We start from the raw sequence: 25450 nt of genomic DNA on the forward strand, positions 1-25450 counted from the left end.
CCGCGGCGGCTCCTACTCCCTGCGCAGTACGCGGTGTGCGCGGCGCTCCACCCCTGGACGTACCGGGCCGGGCGCGGCCGCGGGGGCCGCTCACTGCGGCCTGGGTCGGACCAGTCCTGACTCGTAGGCGATGACGACGAGTTGAGCCCGGTCGCGGGCGCCGAGCTTGGCCATGGCCCGGTTGACATGGGTCTTCACGGTCAGCGGGCTGACCTCCAGGCGCTCGGCGATCTCGTCGTTGGAGTAGCCGCCGGCGACCTGGACGAGCACCTCGCGCTCCCGCACGGTCAGCGCGTCCAGCCGGGTGGGGCGGGCCCGGTCGCGGTCGTCGTCCGACGCGTCGCCCTGGGCGAGGAAGCGGGCGATCAGGCCCTTGGTGGCCAGCGGGGACAGCAGCGCGTCCCCTCTCGCCGCCATCCGGATGGCGCTCAGCAGTTCCTCGGGTTCGCTGCCCTTGCCGAGGAAGCCGCTGGCGCCCGCGCGCAGCGACCGCACCACGTAGTCGTCCACCTCGAAGGTGGTCAGGATGACCACGTGCACCTGGGCGAGGGAGGGGTCGGCGCTGATCATGCGGGTGGCCGCGAGGCCGTCGGTGCCGGGCATCCGGATGTCCATGAGCACCACGTCGGCCCGCTGCTCCTTGGCGAGCCGTACGGCCTCCGCGCCGTCGGACGCCTCCCCCACCACCTCCATGTCCGGCTCGGAGTCGACGAGCACCCGGAAGGCACTGCGCAGCAGCGCCTGGTCGTCGGCGAGCAGGACACGGATCGTCATACGGGGTCCCCCGGGGCGCGCGTGCGGGTCTCGACCGGCAGGATCGCATGGACGCGGAAGCCGCCGCCGTAGCGGGGGCCGGTGGTGAGGGTGCCGACCAGGGCGGTGACCCGCTCGCGCATGCCCAGCAACCCGTGCCCGCCGCCCGGCTGCGTGCCCGCGGTCCGGCCGGCCCCGTCGTCCAGGACCGTGATCTCGATGTGCGGCCCGACGCGCACGACGCTGACCTCCGCCTTCGCCCGGGTGCCCGCGTGCTTGTGCACATTGGTGAGGGCCTCCTGGATGACCCGGTACGCGGCCAGGTCCACGGCGGCCGGCAGGGTGGTGCCGTGGTCGGCGCGGGCGACCTCGACGTGCAGTCCGGCGTTGCGGAAGGTGCCGACGAGCTCGTCGAGGCGGTCCAGGCCGGGGGCCGGTTCCGTGGGGGCCTCCGGGTCGCCGGACTGCCGGAGCAGGCCCACGGTGGCACGCAGTTCGTCGAGCGCGGAGCGGCTGGCCTCCCGGACGTGCCCGAGGGCCTCCTTGGCCTGGTCGGGCCGCTTGTCCATGACGTGGGCCGCGACCCCGGCCTGCACATTGACCAGGGCGATGTGGTGGGCCACGACGTCGTGCAGGTCGCGGGCGATGCGCAGGCGTTCCTCGGCGACGCGGCGGCGGGCCTCCTCCTCACGGGTGCGCTCGGCGCGCTCGGCGCGTTCCCTGATGGCGTGCACGAAGGCACGGCGGCTGCGGACGGCGTCACCGCCGGCGGCGGCCATCCCCGTCCAGGCGAAGATCGCCAGGTTCTCCTGCGCGTACCAGGGCATCGGCCCGGCGAGCATGGCGGCGCCGGTCAGCACGGTCATGGTGGCCAGGCCCAGGCGCAGGGCGGTGAGGCGGTCGGTGGCGGCCGCGACGGTGAAGAGGGCGACCACGGCGGACATGGCGACGGGGGCGCGGGGGTCCCCGGTGACGAACTCGACGACGGACATGGTGCCGGTGGCGGCGAGGACGGCGCGGGGGGCGCGGCGGCGCAGGACGAGGGCGGCGGCGCCGAGGACCATGAGGAGCATGCTGAGCAGGTCCGGCCTGCGCACCCCCCAGCTGACGACGTGGTCGCCGCGCGGGCCCACGAAGGAGCCGACCACCATGCACACGAGGACACCGGCCGCGAGGGCCGCGTCCAGTGCGAGGGGGTGCGCCTTCAGCCGGCATCGGGCGCGATCGAGGGTGGTCACGCCTGCCTACGGTACGGGGTGGCACGCCGCACGGGGACTGGGGCGTCCGACGCGGGAACGCCGCAGTCCGGCGCGGGGACGACAGGGGCCGACGCGGGGCACCGCGGAACACGTCAGGGTGAGGCGTGGAGACGGCGGAATCCGGGACGCGGACGACGGCAGCGTCCGGCGCGGGGCGCGGCGGAGTCCGGGACGGGGCGCGGCGGAGTCCGGGACGGGGCGCGGCGGAGTCCGACGCGGAGACGGCGGCCGCATGCGATGCGGGCCCCGCCCGGGGGCTGCCGTGCTGCCCGGACGGGCCGTCGCTCGTCACCGTGACGCCACCGGGGGCCTTACCCGGACCTCCCCCGGGCCCGACCGGCCTCAGCTTGATCTCACCCGGGGATGAGGCCGTCGTCGCTCAGCAGGTCCCGGACCTCCTCCAGGGTGGCGTCCGCGGAGGGGAGGATCAGGTCGGACGGCTCCAGGGAGTCGTCCGGCACGGGCTCGCCCAGTTCGCGGACCCTGGACAGCAGGGCCGCGAGGGTGCGACGAAAGCCGGGGCCGTCGCCCTTCTCCATTTCGGCCAGGAGTTCGTCGTCCAGCTTGTTCAGGTCGGCGAGGTGGCCGTCGGCCAGCCTCACCTGTCCCTCTCCCATGATCCGTACGATCATGTCGCCCTCCTCGGCGTGGCCCCGGCTGTCGGTGACATGGCTGCCTCGACGCGGCTACTGCTTGTCGAAGCGGGGGGTGTCCTGCGGCTGCCGCTGGTTCCGGCCCTCGCCCGCGCCGCCCTCGATCGCCTGCCGGTCCCCGGACGACCCTCCCCCAGAGCCAATAGCCTGGGAGGTACCCCCAGCCAGCTCCGCCTTCATGCGCTGGAGCTCCAGCTCCACATCCGTACCACCGGAGAGCCGGTCCAGCTCGGTCTGGATGTCGTCCTTGGCCAGCCCGGACGGGTCGTCCAGGGCGCCGGAGGCGAGCAGCTCGTCGATCGCGCCGGCCCGGGCCTGGAGCTGCGCGGTCTTGTCCTCGGCCCGCTGGATGGCCAGGCCGACGTCGCCCATCTCCTCGGAGATGCCGGAGAACGCCTCGCCGATCCGGGTCTGCGCCTGGGCCGCCGTGTAGGTCGCCTTGATGGTCTCCTTCTTCGTACGGAAGGCGTCGACCTTGGCCTGCAGGCGCTGGGCCGCCAGGGTGAGCTTCTCCTCCTCGCCCTGGAGCGTGGCGTGCTGCGTCTGGAGGTCCGTCACCTGCTGCTGGAGCGCGGCGCGGCGCGAGAGCGCCTCGCGGGCCAGGTCCTCACGGCCCAGGGCGAGCGCCTTGCGGCCCTGGTCCTCCAGCTTGCCGGACTGCTGCTGCAGCTGGTTCAGCTGGAGCTCGAGGCGCTTGCGGCTGGTCGCCACGTCCGCGACACCGCGCCGCACCTTCTGGAGCAGCTCCAACTGCTTCTGGTACGAGTAATCGAGGGTCTCGCGCGGGTCCTCGGCCCGGTCAAGGGCCTTGTTCGCCTTCGCGCGGAAGATCATCCCCATACGCTTCATGACACCGCTCATGGGCTTCGCGCGCCCCCTTCTGACGGACTCCAGCTCACAGCTCTGCGACAGAACCCACAGTACGGGCCCTGTGACCATTACCGCACTGTTCGGGAGCGGATACGGTCATCCCCAAGGACGACTGCGTCCGTTTCCGCTCCGGCGCAGGGAGGAGGTTGCCCCCTGAGCGACGGGCGACGGTGGTCGCGACGTCCCCTCTGTCCCCCCTACAGACGATCGGTGTTGCCGGATCGTTCCCCGCGGGACTGGGGTCCATGCGGGTCAAGCCCGTACCCTTGGGTTTTGTGTTCCGTAGCCGTGCCAAGGAAGAGAAGGCCCCGGTCGCCGACAAGGCACCGGTGAGCTTCTCCAAGCAGTCCCGCGACCCGCAGGCCCCCAAGGGCCGCCCCACACCCAAGCGGAGTGAGGCGCGTTCCCAGCGCCGCAGTGTCGCCAACACGTCGATGACGCGCAAGGATGCCGCGAAGCGGCAGCGCGAGGAGCGCCGAGTCCAGTTGGAGCGGCAGCGCCAGGCGCTGGCCAGCGGCGACGAGCGCTATCTGCCGGCCCGTGACAAGGGCCCGGTGCGCCGGTTCGCGCGGGACTTCGTCGACTCGCGGTTCAACATCGCGGAGTTCTTCCTGCCGATGGCCGTGGTCATCCTGGTGCTGAGCATGGTCCGGGTGCCCGCGCTGCAGAACATCGCGCTGCTGCTGTGGCTCGTGGTGATCGCCCTGATCGTGCTGGACTCGGCGGTCAGCGGCTTCCGGCTGAGGAAGCGCCTGAGCGAGCGCTTCCCGGATCAGAACAAGCGCGGCGTGGTCGCCTACGCCCTGATGCGCTCCCTCCAGATGCGCCGGCTCCGGCTGCCCAAGCCGCAGGTCAAGCGCGGGGAGCGGCCCTGAGCGCGACCGCTTTCTCCGAGGATGCCGCGGACGCCTGGCTGAACAAACTGGGTGGGCTGCGTGACGTCGTACGACAGGAACTGGTGGCCCGGCAGCTCGACGAGCAGATAGCCGGGCGGTACCCGGTCGGGCAGCGGCTGCGCGTGCTCGACGTGGGGATGGGCCAGGGCACGCAGGCGCTGCGGCTGGCCCGGGCCGGGCACCAGGTCACCGGTCTCGAACGGGACCAGACGATGATCTCCGTGGCGCGTGCCGCGCTGGCCGCCGAGCCGGAGGGCATCCGGGCGCGGATGCGGATCGTCGAGGGCGACGGCCAGGACACCGGCGTGCACTTCCTGCCGGGCAGCTTCGACGTGGTGCTGTGCCACGGGGTGCTCATGTACATCGAGGAGCCGGACCCGCTGCTCGCGGGGCTGGCCCGGATGCTCGCGCCGGGCGGCCTGCTGTCGCTGCTGGTGCGCAACGGCGACGCGCTGGCGTTGCGCCCGGGACTGTCCGGCGAGTGGCCGACGGCGCTGACGGCGTTCGACACGACGGCGTACCGCAACCGGCTGGGCCTCGAGGTGCGGGCGGACCGCCTCGCCCACCTGACGGCGACCCTCGCCGGGATCGGGGCGCCGCTGCGCACCTGGTACGGCGTGCGGGTCTTCACGGACACGGCGGCGGACGACGCGGAGCCGCCGGCCGACACCGAGACGCTGGAAACCCTTCTGGCAGCGGAGGAACGAGCCGGCCGCACGGACCCCTACCGCGCGGTGGCGGCACTGCTGCATCTGTGCGGGGTACGCGGCTGACGATCCGGGCCTGGCGTCGGCCGCCCGTGCTCGCCGCCCGTTCGGGTGCGTACCGGGAGCCGGGGGTGCGGGGCGTGGAGAGACTCGGGGCATGGATGTCTTTCCCGTGCGTGCCCGTGCCCGTGCCCATGCTTCGCGGTCGGTCGCTGTGCTCGCCGGGCTCGTCTGCTGTGCCGCGGTGCTGTCCGGGTGCCACCCGGCGGCCGACCCGCAGGCGGCGGCCAGCGGGTCGGACACCTCCGGTGGGCCCGACCCCGCCGGTGTCCGGCGGCCGGCCGCTTCGACCGCGGCGAACGACCTGCAGAGCGACTACATGCGGGTGATCAAGAAGGCGCTGCCTTCGGTCGTGCAGATCCAGTCCGGCAACCAGCTCGGGTCCGGGGTCGTGTACGACGACAAGGGACACATCGTCACCAACGCGCACGTCGTCGGGACCGGGAAGACGTTCCGCGTGACCACGGCGAACAGCGAGGCGTCGCTCACGGCCACGCTGGTCTCCTCGTACCCGGACCAGGACCTCGCCGTCGTCAAGCTGGACCGGGTGCCCCACGGGCTGAAGGCGGCCACGTTCGGCGAGTCGGGGAAGGTCGAAGTCGGGCAGATCGTCCTGGCCATGGGCTCACCGCTCGGGCTGTCGTCGAGCGTGACCCAGGGGATCGTGTCGGCGACCGGGCGCACCGTCAGCGAGGGGCAGAGCGACAGCGGCACGGGGGCGACGATCGCCGGCATGGTGCAGACGTCGGCCGCGATCAACCCGGGCAACAGCGGGGGCGCGCTGGTGAACCTGAACGGCCAGGTCATCGGCATCCCGACACTCGCCGCCGCCGATCCGCAGCTCGGCGGCAGCGCGGCGCCCGGCATCGGTTTCGCGATCCCGGCGTCCACGGCGAAGACGATCGCCGGACAGATCGTGCGGTACGGCAAGGTCGTCGACTCCGGCCGGGCCGCGCTCGGCATCACCGGGCGCACCGTCGTCGACGTGAACTACGAGCCCGCCGGGGTCGCGGTGGTGGACGTGAAGTCGGGCGGGGCCGCGGCGCGCGCGGGCATCCGGTCCGGGGACATCATCACCAAGGTCGGCGGCAGGAACATCACCACCATCACCTCGCTGTCGGAGGCACTGGCCGCCGACCGGCCGGGGCAGCGGACGACGGTGACGTACTCACGCGACAACAGCCGGAAGACAGTGGACGTGACGCTGGGCGAGCAGTGAGCGGGGGCGGCCGTCCATCGGCGGCCGCCCGGGCCCCCAGGCTCTACGCCGAGGCCTCGTCCGCGTGCAGGCTCATCGGGCCGTAGATCTCCTTGGCGTCCTCGAACAGCCGGACCTGGTCCGCGCCGCCGTCGGCCAGTGCCTTCCAGTTCTCCCCGATCCAGGACTCGGCGTCGCCCTGCGTGGTGAACTCCTCGGGCTGCACCGCGGGCTGGACCTCCGTCCCGTCGGTCGTCTCGAACCGCCACGTCCATGCCGCCATGTACGCCTCCCTGGTATGAGCACACTGCACAGCGCGGGCCGGACCCGGTCCGGCCCTCTGCCCGCAGCCTAGTGCCGCGGCAGGCGGGCCTCTCGCGAGCTTCCCGCCTGTGCGGTGGATCATGCCCAGGACACGGGATCCGGCATGCGCGCCACGGTCCGGTGGCGGGCGCCGGCTTTCCGCGCCCGTCGCCGGACAGAGCCCGGCCGGATGCGCGCCTCCGGCGGCGGCAGGCGAAAATCGGGTCCGTGGACGTGACTCTGCTCGGCACCGGTGCCCCCGCGGGACTGCCCCGCCCCGACTGTCCCTGCGCGGCCTGCGCGACCGCGCTCGGCGCGGACGCGCGGGCGGCGACCGCGCTGCTCGTGGACGGGGTGCTGCTGCTGGACCTGACCCCCGGCGCGGCGTTCGCGGCGGCGCGGGCGGGGCGTTCGCTGGGCGAGGTGGGGCACGTGCTGCTGTCGCACCCGCACGACGGTCCGGCGCTCGAGGTGCCGGCCGGGCTGCCGCAGCCGGAGCGGGTGCCGGACGGGCGGGAGCTGACGCTGCCGAGCGGGCACCGGGTGCGGGCGGTGGCGCTGGACGCTCCCGGCACCGGGTACGCGGTGACCGGCCCGGACGGCCGGCGGCTGCTGTACCTGCCGCCTGGCGGCGCGCCGGCCGGTCTGGAGGAGGGCTCCGCCGAGACGTACGACATGCTCCTGGCGGACGTGCTGGGGCGCCCCGACGCGTCGGCCAGGCTGCGGGCGGTCGGCGCGGTGGGGCCGGCCACGGACGTCGTCGCGGTCCACCTCGACCACGACGTGCCGCCGGGTGACGAGCTGCGCCGGCGGCTCGCGGCGGCGGGGGCGCGGGCCGTGCCGGACGGTACGACGCTGACGGTCGGGGCACGTGAATCGGACGTACCGGACGTTCCCCGGCGCACGCTGGTGCTCGGCGGGGCGCGTTCGGGCAAGTCGGTGGAGGCCGAGCGGCGGCTGGAGAGCTTCCCCGGCGTGCTGTACGTGGCCACCGGCGGCACCCGCGGCGGGGACACCGAGTGGGCGGACCGGGTGGCGGCGCACCGGGAGCGGCGGCCGGGTTCGTGGCGCACGACCGAGACGTGCGACCTGGTGCCGCTGCTCGCACAGGACGGCCCGCCGCTGCTCGTCGACTGCCTGTCGCTGTGGCTGACGGACGCGATGGACTCCGTCGGCGCCTGGGACGACGCCGAGTGGGCGGGCGGCGGCGAACGCGCCCTGCGCGAACGGGTGACCGCCCTGACCGGCGCCCTGCGCGCCACCCGGCGCACCGTGGTGGCGGTCTCCAACGAGGTCGGCTCCGGCATCGTCCCCGCCACCGCCTCCGGCCGCCGCTACCGCGACGAACTCGGCCGCCTGAACGCCGCGTTCGCCGCCGAGTGCGAACACGTCCTGCTGGTGGTGGCCGGCCAGGCGCTGGTGCTGCGCGGCTGACCCGGTCCGGACGGAGGACCGGCCGGCGTCAGCTCGGGTGGCGGCGGGCGACGACTCGGTAGGTGTTGGAGAGGCCGGGGGCGCGGCGGAAGACGGGCGAGAGGAGCAGGTCCAGGAGCGCCACCGCCTTCACCAGGGGGCCGGTGAGGGCGGTCAGGGCGGTGCGCAGGGTGTGCTGGAGGCCGGTGGGCGGGGTGTCGCGCCAGGGGGCGTCGGCGGCGGGCAGCACATGGGCGAGGAGCAGGGCGGCGGCCGCCGAGAGGTCGCCTGGCCGGTGCGGGGCGCGTCGGTCGGTGACGACGACGGCGCAGCCCTGGGACTCCAGTTCCGCGCGGAGGTTGTCCAGCGGCAGCAGGTGCAGATGGCGCGGCTGGCCGTGCGGCAGCCACCACCGGCCCAGCAGCCGGGCGGACAGGCAGTGCGGGTCGGGCAGTTCGATCAGCAGGTGCCCGCCGGGGCGCAGCGCGGTGAGGGCGCCCCGCAACTCCGCTCGGGGGTCCGGCACATGGGCCAGATGGTGGAAGACGCTGACCACGTCGTAGCGTCCGCGCAGCCGCTCCGCGATGTGCGGGTCGGTCAGGTGCCCGACGTGGGCCTCCTCGACCCGCCCCCGCTCGCGGGCCCGCTCCACGCGCTGGGTGGGGTCGAGGCCGTCGAAGGCGGTGTACGGGAACACCTCCTGCGCCGCGCCGGGGAAGTGGCCGTGGCCCGTGCCGACGTCCAGCCAGCTCTCCGGCTCCCCCAGGTGGCTCATCAGACGGGCGTCGGAGCGGTGCCGGCGGCGGCCGCGGCGGGCCGTGAGCACCGGGTCCGCGAGGCCCGCGAGGCCCGCGACGCTCTCTGGGCCGGCCTCGTCGAAGTCCCGGTGGTAGAAGGCCAGTCCGGCCGCCGTGAGCCGGGGGTTCTGGAACGCGTGGCCGCAGTCGCGGCACTCGTCGACCGCGAACGTGCCCGGCTTGTGCTGGAGCAGGTCCGGCGCGCGCAGCCGGGTGCGCAGCCGCCGGGAGCCGCACCAGGGGCAGTCCGCGCGCGGCGGCTCCTGGAAACGGCCGGTGCCCTGGGCGAGTTCGGCGGCGTAGGCGAGGCGGCGCGGGTCGTAGAACCCCGGGGCGTACGGCAGGGGCGGCATGGGCGGCTCCCGGTGGGTCACTGTGAGAACAAGTCGCTGCAAAGGGAACGTATGGGATCCGGATCTTGGCCGGAAAGACGCCGTACGGGTGTGGTGGCGATGTGGCGCCGTCCGGTGGAATCGGGGCCGGTACTGTTCAGCGAATGAGCTCGCTGAATCTCGACGACTTCACCGATCTGATCGAGCGCCCGGACGGCGGCGTGCGCCGTGACGCCGAGGCGCGCCGGGAGCGTCAGATCGTGCCGCCCGGTGCGCTGGGCCGCCTGGACGACCTGGGTGAGTGGCTGGCCTCGGCGCAGGCCGCCGTGGCGGTGCGGCCGGTCGAACGGCCGAAGGCGGTGCTGTTCGCCGGCGACCACGGCGTCGCGGAACTGGGCGTGTCGGTCCACCCCGCGGGCAGTGCCGAACGGCTGGTACGGGCGGTACTGGACGGCGGCCGGCCGGTGTCCGTGCTGGCCCGGCGGCTCGGCGTGCCGGTGCGGGTGGTCGACATGGCGCTGGACTGCGCGCCCGAGTCGCTGCCCGAGGATGTCGTACGGCACCGGGTGCGGCGCGGCAGCGGGCGCGTCGACGTCGAGGACGCGCTGACCCTGGAGGAGGCGGAGGCGGCCTTCCGGGCGGGTGTGGCAGTGGCCGACGAGGAGGCCGACTCCGGTACGGACCTGGTGGTGCTGGGCGATGTCAGCGTCGGTGGGACCACGCCGGCCGCCGTGCTGATCGCCGCGCTGTGCGGGACGGACGCGTCGGTGGTGACGGGGCGCGGCGGCGAGCCGATCGACGACCTGGCGTGGATGCGCAAGTGCGCGGCGATCCGGGACGCGCTGCGCCGGGCCCGGCCCGTGCTCGGCGACCAGTTGCAGCTGCTGGCCACGGTGGGCGGCGCCGATCTCGCCGCGATGACGGGCTTCCTGTTGCAGTGCGCGGTGCGGAAGCTGCCGGTGATCCTGGACGGCGTGGTGTCGGCGGCGTGCGCGCTGGTGGCGCAGCGGGTGGCGTTCCGGGCGCCGGACTGGTGGCTGGCCGGCCACGACAGCGGCGAGCCGGGCCAGGCCAAGGCCCTGGACCGGATGGCCCTGGAACCGCTCGTGGACCACGGCGTGCGCGTCGGCGAGGGCACGGGCGCGCTGCTGGCCCTCCCCCTGGTCCAGAGCGCCGCCGCGCTGGCCGCGGAACTCCCCGAGCGCCCGGAGAAGCCCTCGGCCGCCCCGGAGCCCGGACCGGCCGAGGCCGCAGCGACCGAGGACGGGCAGGCGGAGGAGAAGACGACCGAGGAGTAGCCGCACGACAACCGGCGCGCCCCTCCCCTGCGCCGACCCCCCGGCCGACACTGCGACCGACACGGCCGGGGGCCGCCGACCACGACACCGGGCACCGGCCGCCGACAACGACCCCGTTCACCGGCCGCTGGCCGTCCGCCACGACATCGGGCACCGGCCGTCGGCCGCCGCCAGGCCCGACACAGCCGGGGGCCGCCGGCCACGACATCGTTCACCGGCCACTGGCCGCTGACAGTCCGCCACGACACCGGACTCCGACCGTCGGTCACGACACTGGGAACCGGCTGTCGGCCACGGCCGGCGCAGGCCGTCGGCCGCCGCCAGGCCCGCCCGGGCACGGCCCGCGGCGCCATGCCCCGGCGCCCCCCGGCTTGGGCGCACCCGTCGCGCACACGCCGCACTGAACGGGCACCCGCCGGCGCCACCCGGCCGGGCCGCCCGCGGCACAACCGTGTGTCCGCGCGGGGCACGGTGATCAGCCACACGACTCCGGGCGCCTCCGGTCGGCGGCGCATCTCCTCGCGCACGGACGGCGGGTGAAAAGGGAGGGTCACCCAGGAGGCGCACATATGATCACTGTTCATGGGAGATGCCCGAATTGCCGTGCGTGAGGAGCGGGTGCCGGTTCGCGTGGCCGAGGCGGGACGGCCGGGCGGCGGGACCTCACGGCGGGCGGCCGCGTTCGCCGTCTGGTACCTGCGGGCGGCCGCGTTCGTCAACTTCCTCAGCGCGGTGTGGGTCTCCCTGGAGCGGGACGTGCGGCGGCACAACCAGGAGGACCTGTTCACGCCGTACCTGCTGACCGCCGGCTTCGCCTCCGGCGTGTTCGCCGCCTTCCTGGCCATCACCATGCGGCGGCGCAAACGGGCCGCCTGGATCCTGAACCTGGCCCTGTCCGGGGCGTTCCTCGTCCTGTTCGCGTTCACCATGACCTTCCCGGAGATCCGCGGCTCCGCGCAGAACTGGATCTCCCTGGCCCTCACCGCCGCCTTCGTCGCCGCGCTGCTGCTCGGCCGCCGCGAGTTCTACGCCAAGGGCGACCGCGCCAACCCGCGGCTCGCCGCCGCCGTCGGCCTCGGCGGACTGCTGGTCGCCTCGCTGCTCGCCACGCTGCTGGTGACGGTCACCAACCAGGCGCCGGACGCGGCCCGTTCGACGTACCTCCAGCGCTGGCACTACGGCACGCTGCGGCTGGTCTCGGTCGCCGCCTCCGAGGCCCGCTTCCCCGGCATCGACACCCCGAACTGGGTAAACGTGTCGATCAACGTGCTCTCCACCGTCCTTGTCCTCGCCGTCCTGTACGCCGCCTTCCGCTCCCGCCGCGCCGTCGACCCGCTCACCGCCGACGACGACGGACGGCTGCGGGAGCTGCTGGCCCGGCACGGCGAGCGCGACTCGCTCGGCTACTTCGCGCTGCGCCGGGACAAGAGCGCGATCTGGTCGCCGACCGGCAAGGCGGCCGTCGCCTACCGCGTCCTCGGCGGGGTCAGCCTGGCCTCCGGCGACCCCATCGGCGACCCGGAGGCCTGGCCCGGCGCCATCGAGGGATGGCTGGCCGAGGCGCGGGCGCACGGCTGGATCCCGGCCGTGATGGGCGCGAGCGAGGAGGCCGGCACGGTGTACGCGCGGCACGGCCTGGACGCCCTGGAACTGGGCGACGAGGCCGTGGTCGAGGTCGACGGCTTCACCCTGGAGGGGCGGGCCATGCGCACCGTGCGGCAGGCCTACAACCGGGTCGGTCGGGCCGGGTACTCGGTGCGCGTGCGGCGGCACCAGGACATCCCCGCGGACGAGATGGCGTACCTGACCGACCGGGCGGACGACTGGCGGGACGGCCCCACCGAACGCGGCTTCAGCATGGCGCTCGGCCGGCTCGGCGACCCGCGGGACGGGCAGTGCGTGATGCTGGAGTGCCATGACGCCCGCGGCGAGCTCAGGGCGCTGCTGTCCTTCGTGCCGTGGGGGCCGCACGGGCTGTCCCTGGACGTGATGCGGCGCGACCGGCACGCCGGCAACGGACTCATGGAGTTCATGGTCCTCGACCTGCTGCGCCGGGCCCGCGAGTTCGGGATCACCCAGGTCTCGCTCAACTTCGCCGTCTTCCGCTCGGTCTTCGAACGGGGGGCGCGTCTCGGCGCGGGACCGGTGCTGAGGCTGTGGCGATCGCTGCTCGGACTGTTCTCCCGCTGGTGGCAGATCGAGTCGCTGTACCGCGCGAACGCCAAGTACCGGCCCATCTGGGAGCCGCGGTTCCTGCTCTTCGAGAAGAGCGCGGACCTGCTGCGCATCGGCCTCGCGGCGGCGCGCGCGGAGGGGTTCCTGGAGGGGCCGCGACCGCCGAAGTGGCTGCACCGAGGGCACCTGGAGACGCACGGATGACCGCACTCGCCCGCCGGGCCCGCGCCGAATGGGAACTGCTGTACGCCACCGTGCGCGAGCCGCTGCTGAGGCGGCGCCTGCGGGCCGTCCCGATGACCGCCGCGGCGGTGAGCCTGACGGCGGTGCTCCATCTGGTGCAGAACCAGTCCTGGGGCTACGGCCTGGTGCAGCACCTCGGGGCCGTACGGGCGGAGGAGCCGCTGTGGCTCGCGCTGCTGCGCACTCCCCTGTCGTTGTTCGTGCCGGCCCTCGACCTGCCGGTGTGGGGGGCGCTGGCGCAGGTCCTGTGCGTGTTCGGCATCGCCGAGATCTGCCTGGGCCGGCCGCGCACCCTCGCCGTCGCCTACGTCGCCACCCTCTCCGGAACCCTGTACGCGCGCGTGGGCGTCGCCCTCGGCCCGGACCACCCGCTCGGCCTGCCCGGCACGGACGCGCAGGTGGTGGACACCGGCCCGTCGGCGGCCGTGGTGGGTCTCGCGGTCTACGTCGGCTGCCGCTACGGCGCGTACGTCACGGCGGGCGCGGTGGCCGCGGCCATGGCGCTGGAGGTCGGCCTGAAGCAGAACCTGGCCGGCAAGGAGCATCTGGCGGCGATCGCCGGGGTGCTGCTCCTGTGCGCGCTGTCGGCGGCCCGACGCCGGGCGCCGCACGCCGGGGCATCATCCGCGTCGGAGAAGGCGCCGTCCGCGTCGGTGAAGGGGCCGTCCGCGCCCGGCGAGGTGTCATCTGCGCCCGGGCAGGCGGGCCGGCTGCTGGTCCGGTTTGCCGGCGATCCAGTCCTGGAACGCCCGGCGGGGGCCCGACCAGCGGCGGTCGTGCCGGTCGGCGCGCCGGCCGGCCCGGGCCAGGGCGCGGGGGCGGCGGCGGTAGAAGCGCCTGGCCCAGTAGGAGTCGGGGCGGGCCAGGCGGATCGCGCCGAACAGCGCGAGGAACGGAATGATCACGCCGAACAGCGCGATACGGCCCTTGCCCTTGCTCAGGGCCACGAGGGAGAAGAGGAAGTTCACGACCACGCTGGTGATGACCGCCCCGCGGTCCTGCAGCTCGGCCTGCGACAGATCGTTGACGCCGAACGGGGAGAAACCGGCGAGCACCAGGCCGACCAGCGCCGCGGTGAGCACCACGACCTCGACGCTCTTGCGGCCCGACTCGGTCCAGTAGACGTCGTCCAGGTGCAGGATCAGCGCGAACTCGTCCAGCACGAGGCCCGCGCCGACGCCGAAGACGACCGCGAAGGCCGCCGTGCCGATCTGGTGCCGGCCGCTGCTGGCCACCACGCCGAAACCGCCGAAAATGGTCAGCACGACGCCGGGCACGGCGTGGTGGATGTGCAGCCCGCCGGCCTTGACGTTGCGGAAGGGGCCCTTGCCGGCACGGATCAGGCGAGTGATCACCCGGGTGACCACGAAGGTCAGGACGAAGGCGGCCAGGGCCAGGAGCAGGGGCAGCTTGCCGGGTTCGACGATGTTCCGCTCCAGCCAGTGACCCATGTATGCAGTGTGCCGCCTTGTCCGGTCGCCCGCCCGCCCGCCGGCGGCCCCGCGCAGGTCCCGTAGTCTGCGCGCGTGTTCAGGATCCCCACGTCGCACGGGCCGCGGTTCGCCTTCGGCACCCTCACCGTCCTTCCGGTCAGGGTGACCCGCTGGGACCGCGGGGCGGCACGCGGCGGGATGCTCTGCGCGCCGCTCGCAGGGCTCGTGGTCGGGGCCGCGGCGGCGGCCGTGGGACTGCTGCTCCTACTCGCCGGCGCCGGCGCGCCGCTGGCCGCCGTCGGCACCGTCGCCGTACCGGCCGCGCTGACCCGCGGTCTGCACCTGGACGGGCTCGCCGACACCGCGGACGGGCTCGGCAGCGCCAAGCCCGCCGAGGACGCGCTGCGGATCATGAAGCAGTCGGACATCGGCCCCTTCGGGGTGATCACGCTCGTGTTCGCGCTGCTCGCCCAGGCGGCCGCCCTGAGCCGGGCCTACGACGGCTCCTGGGCCCGCGGCGCGCTCGCCGCCGTGGTCTCGGCCACGGTCGCCCGGCTGGCCCTGACGCTGGCCGCCCGCACCGGGGTGCCGGCCGCCCGCCCCGACGGGCTGGGGGCCGCGGTGGCGGGAGTGGTGCCGGTGCCGGGCGCGATCGGCGCGGCCCTCGTGGTCACGGCGGCCGCCACGGCGGCGGGCGCGTTCCTCGGCGCCCACGTCTGGGTGCTCACGGCGCTGGCGGTGGTCGCCGCCCTGGCCGCCTCCGAACTCCTCCTGCGCCACTGCACGCGCCGCTTCGGCGGAGTGACGGGCGACGTCTTCGGCGCGCTCGCCGAGACGGCCGCCACCACCGCCCTGGTCTTCCTGGCCCTGCGCTGAGCGGTCCGGCTCAACAGGTCCGGCGCCACACGCCCAGTTCGTACTTCTTCAGCAGCGAGCTGAGCCTCAGCCGGCCGGACTGCGCGCAGAAGCTGCTGGTCGGCAGCTCGTACTCGGCGTGGAACACCGCCTTGCCCGCCGCGACGAAGGGCTTCAGCGCGGCGCACTCGCCGTACTGGGCGCACTGTTCGTTGACCGCGAAGTCGAAGTCGGCGACCAGCTGAGGGATCTGGTCCAGGTCGTTCTTCAGGCCCACCGCCATGCCCCTGTCGTGGGCCAGCTTCGCCACCAGGCGGTTGTAGCGGAGCTGGTCGGCGGCGGTCAGCGGAAAGCCGGTGCGGTTCTTGTAGCCGTCCATGTTGTCCGGCTCCACCGCGTCGAAGCCCTTCTCGCGGCACATGTCGAGGCGGGCCGCCATCAGCGGTTCGAGGACGTCGGTACGGCGGATGTCGAGCCAGCGCTCGCCCTTCCAGCCGTTGCCCCGGCCGAGGACGGAGGCCGGGAACTTCTTCGCGTCCGGGCGGAACTCCTCCCAGGCGCCGGTCGAGACGTAGCAGATCACCTTGCGGCCCTCGCGGTGCAGCCGGGCGACCGTGGCCGCCGGGTGGTCGAAGCCGTCGATGTCGTAGACCTCGGCCGGTACGGAGGTGTCGAGGCGGCCGCTGAGCTGCCACTGCCAGCTCGTGCCCGGACGCGGCTGCCAGCGCGCGGCGGCCGGGCGGCCCGCGGCGTCGCCACCGCCGTCGCCGTCCGGGCGGGCGGCGCAGCCCGCGAGCAGCAGGAGTGCGGCAGTCGGCGCGAGAACGCGCGGGATCAGTGCTCTCAACGGGCGGGCTCCTGGGTGGCGTGACGGACGTACGTCCGACGATCTTCTCCGATTGCCTTGCCGCGCACGTCGGTTGCCCGCCCGGCGGGCGGTCGGCGCCTCGCCCCGCGGCCGTCACGCGCCGGTTCCGGCCACGGTGCCGGAACCGGCATGTGACGGCGACGCCTCCCCCGGGTGAACACCCGCGGGAGTGTGCGATCCCGTGACGCGCGTAGGCTCGTGCCGGGTGTTTGCCTGCCCGGGTGAAGACCGCACCGTATGAAGGACTTATGGTCGGGCCCGGTCGACCCACCCGAATTCGGCCAACCACCTTTCACAGGGAAGCGAGATTTCACCACCGTGACTGCTCTCACTCTCAGCACCACCGCGGCGCCCGGCCTGGAGGCCGACGCGATCGTCGTCGGTGTCGCCAAGGACTCCGGATCACAGTCCGGGGACCTGGTCGTAGCCCCGGGCGCCGAGGCCGTCGTCGAGGCCTACGACGGCAAGCTCGCCGACGTCCTGGGCACCCTCGGCGCCTCCGGTGCCGAGGGCGAGGTGACCAAGCTGCCCGCGCCGTCCGGCTTCAAGGCCCCGCTCGTGCTCGCGGTGGGCCTCGGCCCCCGCCCCGAGAAGGACTCCGGCTACGACGCCGAGGCGCTGCGCCGGGCCGCCGGTGCCGCCGCCCGTGCGCTCGCGGGGACGGAGAAGGCCGGCTTCGCGCTGCCGGTGGCGGACGCCGCCGCTGCCGCCGCGATCGGCGAGGGCGCACTGCTCGGCGCGTACTCCTTCGACGCCTACAAGGAGAACGGCAAGGACGCCGGGGCCCGCAACGGCAAGGCCCCGCTCGGCGAGGCCGTGCTGCTCGGCGGCGCGTCCGACGACAAGGCGTTCAAGGCGGCCGTCGAGCGCGCCACCGCCCTGTCCGAGGAGCTCAACCGCGCCCGCGACCTGATCAACATCCCGCCGAACGACCTGAACCCGGCCGCCTTCGCCGCCGTCGCCGAGGAGGCGGCCAAGGAGCACGGCCTGAAGGTGCAGGTGCTCGACGAGAAGGCGCTCGCCGAGGGCGGCTACGGCGGCATCCTGGGCGTCGGCTCCGGCTCGGCGTCGGCCCCGCGGCTGGTCAAGCTGTCGTACACCAGCCCCAAGGCGAAGAAGCACCTGGCCCTGGTCGGCAAGGGCATCACCTACGACTCGGGCGGCATCTCGCTCAAGCCGGCCGGCCACAACGAGACGATGAAGTGCGACATGAGCGGTGCCGCCGCCGTGTTCGCCGCCGTCGTCGCCGCCGCGCGGCTCGGCCTGGAGGTCAACGTGACCGGCTGGCTGGCGCTGGCCGAGAACATGCCCTCCGGCTCCGCCACCCGCCCCGGCGACGTGCTGCGCATGTACAGCGGCAAGACGGTCGAGGTGCTCAACACCGACGCCGAGGGCCGGCTCGTCCTCGCGGACGCGCTGTGGGCCGCCTCGCAGGAGAACCCGGACGCGATCATCGACGTGGCCACGCTGACCGGCGCGATGGTGCTGGCGCTCGGCAGCCGCACCTTCGGGATCATGGCGAACGACGACGCGTTCCGCTCCGCCATCCACGAGGCCGCGGAGGAGGTCGGCGAGGAGGCGTGGCCCATGCCCCTGCCGGAGCACCTGCGCAAGGGGATGGACTCCCCCACCGCCGACCTGGCCAACATGGGCGAGCGCATGGGCGGCGGTCTTGTCGCCGGTCTGTTCCTGCGCGAGTTCGTCGGCGAGGGCATCACGTGGGCGCACCTCGACATCGCGGGCCCGGCCTTCAACGAGAGCGCTCCGTTCGGCTACACGCCGAAGGGCGGCACCGGGTCGGCGGTCCGGACGCTGGTGCGTCTCGCCGAACTCGCCGCCGCCGGCGACCTCGGCTGAGTCAGCCCTCGCCTGAGTCAGGCCGCAGCCGAGTCAGACCTCGGCTGAGCCGGATTCACGGCCGTCGTCCGGTCCGCCGGACGACGGCCCTGCCGTGTGGGCGCCTGCCGCGCCCGCGCGGCGCGGCCGTGACCGCGCCCCTCCTCCTCGGCCGGCGGTCCCCCCGGAGGCTTGTGGACGTGGCCTGTATCACACTCCAGCCCCGCGTCTCGTTCACTCCCGACAAGTGCGAAGATGGGCGTCGGCAGGACAGGGCCCCCACCGAAGGGCCGAAACTCAAGCGGCCGGACACCAGCCGCCAGCCGGTCACCGACGACCGGCGTACGGCGCACATGCATGGAGGACGTGACGTGGCGAACGACGCCAGCACCGTTTTCGACCTAGTGATCCTCGGCGGTGGCAGCGGTGGTTACGCCGCGGCCCTGCGCGGGGCGCAGCTGGGTCTGGACGTCGCCCTGATCGAGAAGGACAAGGTCGGCGGTACCTGCCTGCACCGGGGTTGCATCCCCACCAAGGCCCTGCTGCACGCCGGTGAGATCGCCGACCAGGCCCGCGAGAGCGAGCAGTTCGGTGTGAAGGCCAGCTTCGAGGGCATCGACGTGCCCGCCGTCCACAAGTACAAGGACGACGTCATCTCGGGCCTGTACAAAGGCCTGCAGGGGCTCATCGCCTCCCGCAAGGTGACCTACATCGAGGGCGAGGGACGGCTGTCCTCCCCGACCTCCGTCGACGTCAACGGGCAGCGGGTCCAGGGCCGCCACGTCCTCCTGGCGACCGGTTCCGTGCCGAAGTCCCTGCCGGGCCTGCAGATCGACGGCAACCGCATCATCTCCTCCGACCACGCCCTCGTCCTGGACCGCGTGCCGAAGTCCGCGATCATCCTGGGCGGCGGTGTCATCGGCGTCGAGTTCGCGTCCGCGTGGAAGTCCTTCGGCACCGACGTCACGATCGTCGAGGGCCTGAAGCACCTCGTCCCGGTCGAGGACGAGAACTCCTCGAAGCTGCTGGAGCGCGCCTTCCGCAAGCGCGGGATCAAGTTCAACCTGGGCACCTTCTTCCAGAAGGCCGAGTACACCCAGGACGGCGTCAAGGTCACCCTGGCCGACGGCAAGGAGTTCGAGGCCGAGGTCCTGCTCGTCGCCATCGGCCGCGGCCCGGTCTCCCAGGGCCTGGGCTACGAGGAGGCCGGGGTCGCCATGGACCGCGGCTACGTCCTCGTCGACGAGTACATGCGCACCAACGTCCCGACCATCTCCGCCGTCGGTGACCTGGTCCCGACGCTCCAGCTCGCGCACGTCGGCTTCGCCGAGGGCATCCTGGTGGCGGAGCGTCTGGCCGGTCTGAAGACCGTTCCGATCGACTACGACGGTGTTCCGCGGGTGACGTACTGTCACCCGGAGGTCGCCTCCGTCGGCATCACCGAGGCCAAGGCCAAGGAGATCTACGGCGCGGACAAGGTCGTCGCCCTGAAGTACAACCTGGCGGGCAACGGCAAGAGCAAGATCCTCAAGACCGCGGGCGAGATCAAGCTCGTCCAGGTCAAGGACGGTGCCGTGGTCGGCGTCCACATGGTCGGCGACCGCATGGGCGAGCAGGTCGGCGAGGCCCAGCTGATCTACAACTGGGAGGCGCTGCCGGCCGAGGTGGCCCAGCTCATCCACGCCCACCCGACCCAGAACGAGGCGCTCGGCGAGGCCCACCTGGCCCTGGCCGGCAAGCCGCTGCACTCCCACGACTGACGCCTCACGTCATCGGGCGCGACGACACAGACTTCCGTAATTCGTTAGGAGCAACCGAAACCATGGCGGTTTCCGTAACCCTTCCGGCGCTCGGCGAGAGCGTCACCGAGGGCACTGTCACCCGCTGGCTGAAGGCCGAGGGCGAGCGCGTCGAGGCCGACGAGCCGCTGCTCGAGGTCTCGACCGACAAGGTCGACACCGAGATCCCCTCGCCCGCCGCCGGCGTGCTGGCCTCCATCAAGGTCGCCGAGGACGAGACCGTCGAGGTCGGCGCCGAGCTGGCCGTCATCGACGACGGCTCCGGCGCCCCCGTGGCGGCCCCCGCCCCGGCCGCCGCCGAGGCTCCGGCCCCCGCCGCCGAGCCCGCCCCGGCCCCGGTGGCCGAGGCCCCGGCCGCCCCCGCCCCCACCCCCGCCGCTGCGGCCGCCCCCGCGGGCGCCGGCGCCTCCGGCACGGACGTGGTCCTGCCCGCTCTCGGTGAGTCCGTCACCGAGGGCACCGTCACCCGCTGGCTGAAGTCGGTCGGCGACTCCGTCGAGGCCGACGAGCCGCTGCTCGAGGTCTCCACGGACAAGGTCGACACCGAGATCCCGGCGCCCACCTCCGGTGTGCTCCTGGAGATCGTCGTCGGCGAGGACGAGACCGCCGAGGTCGGCGCCAAGCTCGCCGTCATCGGCGCTCCCGGCGCCGCTCCGGCTCCCGCCGCGGCCCCGGCCGCCCCGGCCCCGGCTGCCGCCCCGGCTCCGGCTCCGGCCGCTGCTCCGGCACCGGCCCCCGCGGCTCCGGCAGCCCCGGCCGCTCCGGCAGCCCCGGCCGCTCCGGCAGCCCCCGCCGCTCCGGCTCCGGCTCCGGCCGCCGCCAAGCCCGCGGCACCGGCTCCCGCGCCGGCCGCGCCCGCCCCGGTCACCCCGGCCCCGGCTGCCGCTCCGGCCGCCGCCCAGCCGACCGACGAGGGCGCGTACGTGACCCCGCTGGTGCGCAAGCTCGCCGCCGAGAACGGCGTCGACCTGGCCGCCGTCAAGGGCACCGGCGTCGGCGGACGCATCCGCAAGCAGGACGTGCTCGCCGCGGCCGAGGCCGCGAAGGCCGCCGCCCCGGCAGCGGCCGCTCCGGCCGCCGCACCCGCGAAGAAGGCCCCCGTCCTGGAGGTCTCCCCGCTGCGCGGCCAGACCGTGAAGATGCCGCGGATCCGCAAGGTCATCGGCGACAACATGGTCAAGGCGCTGCACGAGCAGGCCCAGCTGTCCTCGGTGGTCGAGGTCGACGTGACCCGCCTGATGCGCCTGCGCGCCCAGGCCAAGGACTCGTTCGCGGCACGCGAGGGCGTCAAGCTCTCCCCGATGCCGTTCTTCGTCAAGGCCGCCGCCCAGGCGCTGAAGGCCCACCCGGTCATCAACGCCAAGATCAACGAGGCCGAGGGGACCATCACCTACTTCGACACCGAGAACGTCGGTATCGCGGTGGACTCCGAGAAGGGCCTGATGACCCCGGTCATCAAGAACGCCGGTGACCTCAACGTCGCCGGTATCGCCAAGGCCACCGCCGACCTGGCGGGCAAGGTCCGGGCCAGCAAGATCACTCCGGACGAGCTGTCCGGTGCGACCTTCACCATCAGCAACACCGGTTCGCGCGGCGCGCTGTTCGACACGATCATCGTGCCGCCGGGTCAGGTCGCGATCCTCGGCATCGGCGCCACCGTCAAGCGCCCGGCCGTCATCGAGACCGAGGAGGGAACGGTCATCGGCGTCCGCGACATGACGTACCTGACCCTCTCCTACGACCACCGCCTGGTGGACGGCGCCGACGCCGCCCGCTACCTGACGGCGGTCAAGGCGATCCTGGAGGCCGGCGCGTTCGAGGTCGAGCTCGGACTCTGACCCCACCACCAGGGATCCAGCACCACGACGCCCCCGTCCGGAACCTTCCGGGCGGGGGCGTCGCGTTTGCCGTTTCTTGGCCATGACGGGGTGTAAGTCTCGTCTCACCTGCACGAAAGCGCCCGTATGCGCCCTACCGCGAGACGCCGACGGCCGTATTGTCTAAACGTCGAACGCCCCCCGGGGGCCCGTGGGTCCCCCCTTGAAGGAGCCCTCCATGACCGCGCCCGTCGTCCACTCGCTGCGCGAACAGATCCGCGAGCACATCGTGGAGGGGATCGTCAGCGGGCGCTGGAAGCCGGGCGAGCGGATCGTGGAGCGTCGGATCGCCACCGAGCTGGAGGTCAGCCAGACGCCGGTGCGGGAGGCGCTGCGCGAGCTGGAGTCGCTGCGGCTGATCGAGTCGGCGCCGAACAAGGGCGTGCGGGTGCGCAACCTGACCGCAGCCGACCTGGAGGAGAGCTACCCGGTCCGGGCCGGCCTTGAGGCCATCGCGGCGGAGCTGGCGGCCGAGCGGCTGGCGGCCGACTGCTCGGCCCTCGAACCGCACGTGGCGGCGCTCTACGAGGCCGACCTCAGGTCCGACGGCACCGGCCAGGTGCGGCACACGGTGGCCTTCCACCGCGAGCTGGTCCGCGCGGCCGGCAACTCGGTGCTGCTGCACACCTGGGAGGGCCTGGGCATCGAGGTGTTCACCGCGCTGTCGATCCGCTGGCTGGGGACGGTCCAGCAGTCGTACGCGGAGGAGCACGAGGAGCTGGTGCAGGCGTTCAAGCGGCGGGATCCGCGGATCGCCGACCTGGTCAAGTCACACGTTCTCGGCTGCGCGCCGCGACCGTGAGGCAGTCGAGCACCTGTACGCTCACCTGGGAAAACCCTTCGAAAATGCGGCACCGCGTGCCCGTTTCGAAGGCACCGGGTGCCGACTTTCTCGAAATCGAAGGGTTTCACCCGGGAAATCTTTGATCGATCATCGATCAGGGGGTTACAGTCACCGCTGGGCTTCCACCAGAGCCTCACGCCCTGTCCTGCCAAAGACCTAGGGCACCCCCGAACCCTTACCGATGAGGGAACCCCCTTCGACTGAGGAAGGCGGCGACATGACCGACCCCAACGCCATCCAGCCGAGCGAGCTCGACCAGCTCCCGGACCGCGACCCCGAGGAGACCGCCGAATGGCAGGCCTCCCTGGACGCCGTCACCCAGGCGGCCGGGCCGCACCGTGCCGCGTATCTGATGCGCCGTACGCTGGAGCGCGCCGAGGGCGCCGGCGTCGTCCTGCCCAAGCTTCTTGAGACGGACTACGTCAACTCCATCCCGACCGCCGCCGAGCCAACCGTCACCGGTGACGAGGCCATGGAGGCCCGGATCACCGCGTGGAACCGCTGGAACGCGGCGGCGATGGTGACCCGCGGCAGCAAGTACGGCGTCGGCGGCCACATCGCCACCTTCGCCTCCGCGGCCTGGCTGTACGAGACCGGCTTCAACCACTTCTTCCACGGCAAGGAGGGCGACGGTTCCGGCGACCAGCTGTACATCCAGGGCCACGCCTCCCCGGGCATCTACGCCCGCGCCTTCCTCGACGGCCGGCTGACCGAGCAGCACCTGGACAACTTCCGCCAGGAGGCCGGCGGCAACGGCCTGCCCTCCTACCCGCACCCGCGCCGTCTGCCCTGGCTGTGGGAGTTCCCGACGGTGTCGATGGGCCTCGGCCCGATCTCCGCCATCTACCAGGCCCGGTTCAACCGCTACCTGACCAGCCGCGGCATCAAGGACGTCTCCGACTCCCACGTCTGGGCGTTCCTCGGCGACGGCGAGATGGACGAGCCGGAGTCCACCACGGCGCTGACGCTCGCCTCCCGCGAGGGCCTGGACAACCTGACCTTCGTCATCAACTGCAACCTCCAGCGCCTGGACGGCCCGGTCCGCGCCAACTTCAAGATCGTGCAGGAGCTGGAGGCCCTCTTCCGCGGCGCCGGCTGGCACGTGATCAAGACGCTGTGGGGTTCCGCCTGGGACGAGCTGTTCGCCCTGGACACCACGGGCGCGCTGGTACGCCGGCTGCGCGAGGTACCGGACGCGCAGATCCAGACGTACCAGACCCGCGACGCCGCCTACATCCGCCAGGACTTCTTCGGGGCCGACCCGGCGCTGGCCGAGATGGCGAAGCTGCTCAGCGACGACAAGATCACCGAGTGCTTCCACTTCTCCCGCGGCGGTCACGAGGCGCGCAAGGTCTTCGCCGCCTACAAGGCCGCCCTGGAGCACAAGGGCGCCCCGACGGTGATCCTCGCCCAGACGGTCAAGGGCCACACCCTCGGCACGGGCTTCGCGTCGAAGAACGCCAACCACCAGATGAAGAAGCTCTCGGTGGACGAGTTCAAGCAGATGCGCGACCTGCTGGAGCTGCCCATCGCGGACAGCGCCTTCGCCGACGGCCAGGTCCCCTACGGCCACCCCGGCGCCGACTCCCCCGAGGTGCGCTACCTCCAGGAGCGCCGCGCGGCCCTCGGCGGCCCCGCCCCGGCCCGCCGCGTCCATCCGGTCGCACCGCTGCCCGCGCCCGCCGACAAGGCGTTCGCCGCGTTCGACAAGGGCTCCGGCTCGCAGAACGTGGCCACCACCATGGCGTTCGTCCGCCTGGTCAAGGACCTGGTCCGCGACAAGGAGACCGGCAAGCGCTGGGTGCCGATCGTCCCCGACGAGGCGCGCACCTTCGGCATGGAGTCGCTGTTCCCCTCGCTCGGCATCTACTCGCCCAAGGGCCAGACGTACGAGCCGGTCGACCGCGACCAGCTGATGTACTACAAGGAGGCCAAGAACGGCCAGATCCTCAACGAGGGGATCACCGAGGCCGGTTCCATGGCCGACTTCATCGCCGCTTCGTCGTCGTACTCGACGCACGGCGAGGCGATGATCCCGTTCTACATCTTCTACTCGATGTTCGGCTGGCAGCGCACGGCCGACCAGATGTGGCAGCTCGGCGACCAGCTCGGCCGCGGCTTCCTGGTCGGCGCCACCGCGGGCCGCACCACCCTCACGGGTGAGGGTCTGCAGCACGCCGACGGCCACTCGCCGGTCATCGCCGCGACCAACCCGGCCGCGCTGAGCTACGACCCGGCGTTCGCCTACGAGGTCGCGACCATCGTCAAGGAGGGTCTGCGCCGTATGTACGGCCAGGCCGAGCCCGGCGAGGACCAGGACGTCTTCTACTACCTGACGGTCTACAACGAGCCGCTGCCGCAGCCCGCCAAGCCGTCCGCCCCCGCCATCGACGAGGGCATCGTCAAGGGCCTGTACCGCTTCAACACGGCGGAGTCGGCGGGTCTGACGGTCCCGGCGAACGCGCCGCGGATCCAGCTGCTCGGCTCCGGCACGGCGATCCACTGGGCGCTGAACGCCCAGCGGATGCTGGCCGAGGAGTGGGGCGTGGCCGCCGACGTGTGGTCCGCGACCTCCTGGGGCGAGCTGCGCCGGGACGCCATGGAGGCCGACGCGGCGCTGCTGCGCGGCGAGGAGCGGGTGCCGTACGTCCGCCGCGCGCTCCAGGGCGCCGAGGGCCCGGTCCTCGCGGTCTCCGACTACATGCGCCAGGTCCCGGACCAGATCGCGCAGTGGATCGAGCAGGACTACACCTCGCTGGGCGCCGACGGCTTCGGCCTGTCGGACACCCGCGACGCCGCCCGCCGCCACTTCGGCGTCGACGCCCAGTCGATCGTCGCCGCCGCCCTGGCCCAGCTCGCCCGGCGCGGCGAGGTGAAGGCCTCAGCGGTCAAGGAGGCCCGGGAGAAGTACGGCCTGTGAGGCACAACGCGTGAGGGCGAAGGGGTACGGCCGCGGCCGTACCCCTTCGTCGTTTCGGTGT

20 protein-coding genes and 1 pseudogene are annotated in these 25450 nt (G+C 73.3%); 13 read left to right on the plus strand and 8 right to left on the minus strand.

What is annotated here, in order from left to right:
• Positions 1–90: 90 nt before the first annotated feature.
• The 4 genes from OIE49_RS11040 to OIE49_RS11055 all read right to left on the minus strand — a co-directional run bounded on the left by OIE49_RS11040 (position 91) and on the right by OIE49_RS11055 (position 3514).
• Positions 91–774: a response regulator transcription factor gene (locus tag OIE49_RS11040; RefSeq protein WP_326802166.1), complete on the minus strand. Its 684-nt coding sequence runs from the start codon at positions 772–774 to the stop codon at positions 91–93.
• A complete protein-coding gene (locus OIE49_RS11045) occupies positions 771–1991 on the minus strand; it encodes a sensor histidine kinase (protein ID WP_326802167.1) in 1221 nt (406 codons plus the stop codon). The genes OIE49_RS11040 and OIE49_RS11045 overlap by 4 nt, the downstream gene beginning before the upstream one ends.
• 374 nt (positions 1992–2365) lie before the next feature.
• Positions 2366–2644 carry a PspA-associated protein PspAA gene (gene pspAA, locus OIE49_RS11050; protein ID WP_100572286.1) on the minus strand — a complete coding sequence of 93 codons (279 nt, stop codon included), beginning with the start codon at positions 2642–2644 and terminating at the stop codon, positions 2366–2368.
• 54 nt (positions 2645–2698) lie between these two features.
• A complete protein-coding gene (locus OIE49_RS11055; RefSeq protein WP_326802168.1) occupies positions 2699–3514 on the minus strand; it encodes a PspA/IM30 family protein in 816 nt (271 codons plus the stop codon).
• Between the two features lie 296 nt (positions 3515–3810).
• Between OIE49_RS11055 and OIE49_RS11060 the strand changes: the two genes are divergently transcribed.
• From OIE49_RS11060 to OIE49_RS11070, 3 genes are all read left to right on the plus strand, one after another.
• Positions 3811–4410, plus strand: a complete 600-nt coding sequence (locus OIE49_RS11060; protein WP_326802169.1) for a DUF3043 domain-containing protein — start codon at positions 3811–3813, stop codon at positions 4408–4410.
• A gap of 83 nt (positions 4411–4493) precedes the next feature.
• A complete protein-coding gene (locus OIE49_RS11065; protein WP_100572284.1) occupies positions 4494–5204 on the plus strand; it encodes a class I SAM-dependent methyltransferase in 711 nt (236 codons plus the stop codon).
• 91 nt (positions 5205–5295) lie between these two features.
• Complete coding sequence (locus OIE49_RS11070; RefSeq protein ID WP_326802170.1) at positions 5296–6417, plus strand: S1C family serine protease; 1122 nt, start codon at positions 5296–5298, stop codon at positions 6415–6417.
• Positions 6418–6460: 43 nt separating this feature from the next.
• Here the strand turns inward: OIE49_RS11070 and OIE49_RS11075 are convergent, their stop codons facing one another.
• Complete coding sequence (locus OIE49_RS11075; protein WP_100572282.1) at positions 6461–6679, minus strand: hypothetical protein; 219 nt, start codon at positions 6677–6679, stop codon at positions 6461–6463.
• A 248-nt stretch (positions 6680–6927) separates the two neighbouring features.
• On the opposite strand from OIE49_RS11075, the gene OIE49_RS11080 reads away from it, so the two are divergent.
• Positions 6928–8133, plus strand: a complete 1206-nt coding sequence (locus OIE49_RS11080) for a bifunctional adenosylcobinamide kinase/adenosylcobinamide-phosphate guanylyltransferase (protein WP_326802171.1) — start codon at positions 6928–6930, stop codon at positions 8131–8133.
• Between the two features lie 28 nt (positions 8134–8161).
• On the opposite strand, the gene OIE49_RS11085 is transcribed toward OIE49_RS11080, so the two are convergent.
• Positions 8162–9262, minus strand: coding sequence for a class I SAM-dependent methyltransferase (locus tag OIE49_RS11085; RefSeq protein ID WP_326802172.1), 1101 nt, complete (start codon positions 9260–9262; stop codon positions 8162–8164).
• 143 nt (positions 9263–9405) lie between these two features.
• Between OIE49_RS11085 and cobT the strand changes: the two genes are divergently transcribed.
• The 3 genes and pseudogenes from cobT to OIE49_RS11100 all read left to right on the plus strand — a co-directional run.
• Positions 9406–10539 (plus strand): nicotinate-nucleotide--dimethylbenzimidazole phosphoribosyltransferase, encoded by a 1134-nt coding sequence (gene cobT / locus OIE49_RS11090; RefSeq protein WP_234375872.1) that lies wholly within the window; start codon positions 9406–9408, stop codon positions 10537–10539.
• Between the two features lie 582 nt (positions 10540–11121).
• Positions 11122–12918, plus strand: coding sequence for a phosphatidylglycerol lysyltransferase domain-containing protein (locus tag OIE49_RS11095; RefSeq protein ID WP_100572280.1), 1797 nt, complete (start codon positions 11122–11124; stop codon positions 12916–12918).
• A pseudogene (locus OIE49_RS11100) lies at positions 12915–13601 on the plus strand (hypothetical protein); the annotation flags it as partial. The gene OIE49_RS11095 and the pseudogene OIE49_RS11100, both read left to right, overlap by 4 nt.
• Positions 13602–13640: 39 nt before the next feature.
• On the opposite strand, the gene OIE49_RS11105 reads toward OIE49_RS11100, so the two are convergent.
• Positions 13641–14408, minus strand: a complete 768-nt coding sequence (locus tag OIE49_RS11105; RefSeq protein ID WP_326802173.1) for a hypothetical protein — start codon at positions 14406–14408, stop codon at positions 13641–13643.
• A 75-nt stretch (positions 14409–14483) separates the two neighbouring features.
• Between OIE49_RS11105 and OIE49_RS11110 the strand changes: the two genes are divergently transcribed.
• Positions 14484–15266 carry an adenosylcobinamide-GDP ribazoletransferase gene (locus tag OIE49_RS11110; protein ID WP_100572278.1) on the plus strand — a complete coding sequence of 261 codons (783 nt, stop codon included), beginning with the start codon at positions 14484–14486 and terminating at the stop codon, positions 15264–15266.
• A gap of 10 nt (positions 15267–15276) precedes the next feature.
• On the opposite strand, the gene OIE49_RS11115 is transcribed toward OIE49_RS11110, so the two are convergent.
• Positions 15277–16092, minus strand: coding sequence for an endo alpha-1,4 polygalactosaminidase (locus tag OIE49_RS11115; RefSeq protein WP_401739538.1), 816 nt, complete (start codon positions 16090–16092; stop codon positions 15277–15279).
• Between the two features lie 339 nt (positions 16093–16431).
• Here OIE49_RS11115 and OIE49_RS11120 point away from each other — a divergent pair, with 339 nt between their 5' ends.
• The 5 genes from OIE49_RS11120 (at position 16432) to aceE (ending at position 25389) form a co-directional block, all read left to right on the plus strand.
• Positions 16432–17970, plus strand: coding sequence for a leucyl aminopeptidase (locus OIE49_RS11120; RefSeq protein WP_326802174.1), 1539 nt, complete (start codon positions 16432–16434; stop codon positions 17968–17970).
• Positions 17971–18320: 350 nt separating this feature from the next.
• Positions 18321–19709, plus strand: a complete 1389-nt coding sequence (gene lpdA / locus OIE49_RS11125; RefSeq protein ID WP_100572276.1) for a dihydrolipoyl dehydrogenase — start codon at positions 18321–18323, stop codon at positions 19707–19709.
• 62 nt (positions 19710–19771) lie between these two features.
• Positions 19772–21586 carry a 2-oxoglutarate dehydrogenase, E2 component, dihydrolipoamide succinyltransferase gene (sucB, locus tag OIE49_RS11130; protein ID WP_326802175.1) on the plus strand — a complete coding sequence of 605 codons (1815 nt, stop codon included), beginning with the start codon at positions 19772–19774 and terminating at the stop codon, positions 21584–21586.
• A gap of 217 nt (positions 21587–21803) precedes the next feature.
• Positions 21804–22427, plus strand: a complete 624-nt coding sequence (locus OIE49_RS11135; RefSeq protein ID WP_100567158.1) for a GntR family transcriptional regulator — start codon at positions 21804–21806, stop codon at positions 22425–22427.
• Between the two features lie 259 nt (positions 22428–22686).
• Complete coding sequence (aceE, locus tag OIE49_RS11140) at positions 22687–25389, plus strand: pyruvate dehydrogenase (acetyl-transferring), homodimeric type (protein WP_326802176.1); 2703 nt, start codon at positions 22687–22689, stop codon at positions 25387–25389.
• Positions 25390–25450: the final 61 nt, after the last annotated feature.

Origin of the sequence: Streptomyces sp. NBC_01788, from assembly GCF_035917575.1 — a bacterium.
Lineage (GTDB): Bacteria > Actinomycetota > Actinomycetes > Streptomycetales > Streptomycetaceae > Streptomyces.

Bases quoted from the DNA above. Each gene is read 5' to 3' on its own strand.
- OIE49_RS11075 (WP_100572282.1), bottom strand. From the start codon at position 6,679: ATGGCGGCATGGACGTGGCGGTTCGAGACGACCGACGGGACGGAGGTC.
- OIE49_RS11055 (WP_326802168.1), bottom strand. From the start codon at position 3,514: ATGAAGCGTATGGGGATGATCTTCCGCGCGAAGGCGAACAAGGCCCTT.
- OIE49_RS11085 (WP_326802172.1), bottom strand. From the start codon at position 9,262: ATGCCGCCCCTGCCGTACGCCCCGGGGTTCTACGACCCGCGCCGCCTC.
- pspAA (WP_100572286.1), bottom strand. From the start codon at position 2,644: ATGATCGTACGGATCATGGGAGAGGGACAGGTGAGGCTGGCCGACGGC.
- OIE49_RS11105 (WP_326802173.1), bottom strand. From the start codon at position 14,408: ATGGGTCACTGGCTGGAGCGGAACATCGTCGAACCCGGCAAGCTGCCC.
- OIE49_RS11070 (WP_326802170.1), top strand. From the start codon at position 5,296: ATGGATGTCTTTCCCGTGCGTGCCCGTGCCCGTGCCCATGCTTCGCGG.
- sucB (WP_326802175.1), top strand. From the start codon at position 19,772: ATGGCGGTTTCCGTAACCCTTCCGGCGCTCGGCGAGAGCGTCACCGAG.
- OIE49_RS11040 (WP_326802166.1), bottom strand. From the start codon at position 774: ATGACGATCCGTGTCCTGCTCGCCGACGACCAGGCGCTGCTGCGCAGT.
- cobT (WP_234375872.1), top strand. From the start codon at position 9,406: ATGAGCTCGCTGAATCTCGACGACTTCACCGATCTGATCGAGCGCCCG.
- OIE49_RS11095 (WP_100572280.1), top strand. From the start codon at position 11,122: ATGGGAGATGCCCGAATTGCCGTGCGTGAGGAGCGGGTGCCGGTTCGC.
- OIE49_RS11135 (WP_100567158.1), top strand. From the start codon at position 21,804: ATGACCGCGCCCGTCGTCCACTCGCTGCGCGAACAGATCCGCGAGCAC.
- aceE (WP_326802176.1), top strand. From the start codon at position 22,687: ATGACCGACCCCAACGCCATCCAGCCGAGCGAGCTCGACCAGCTCCCG.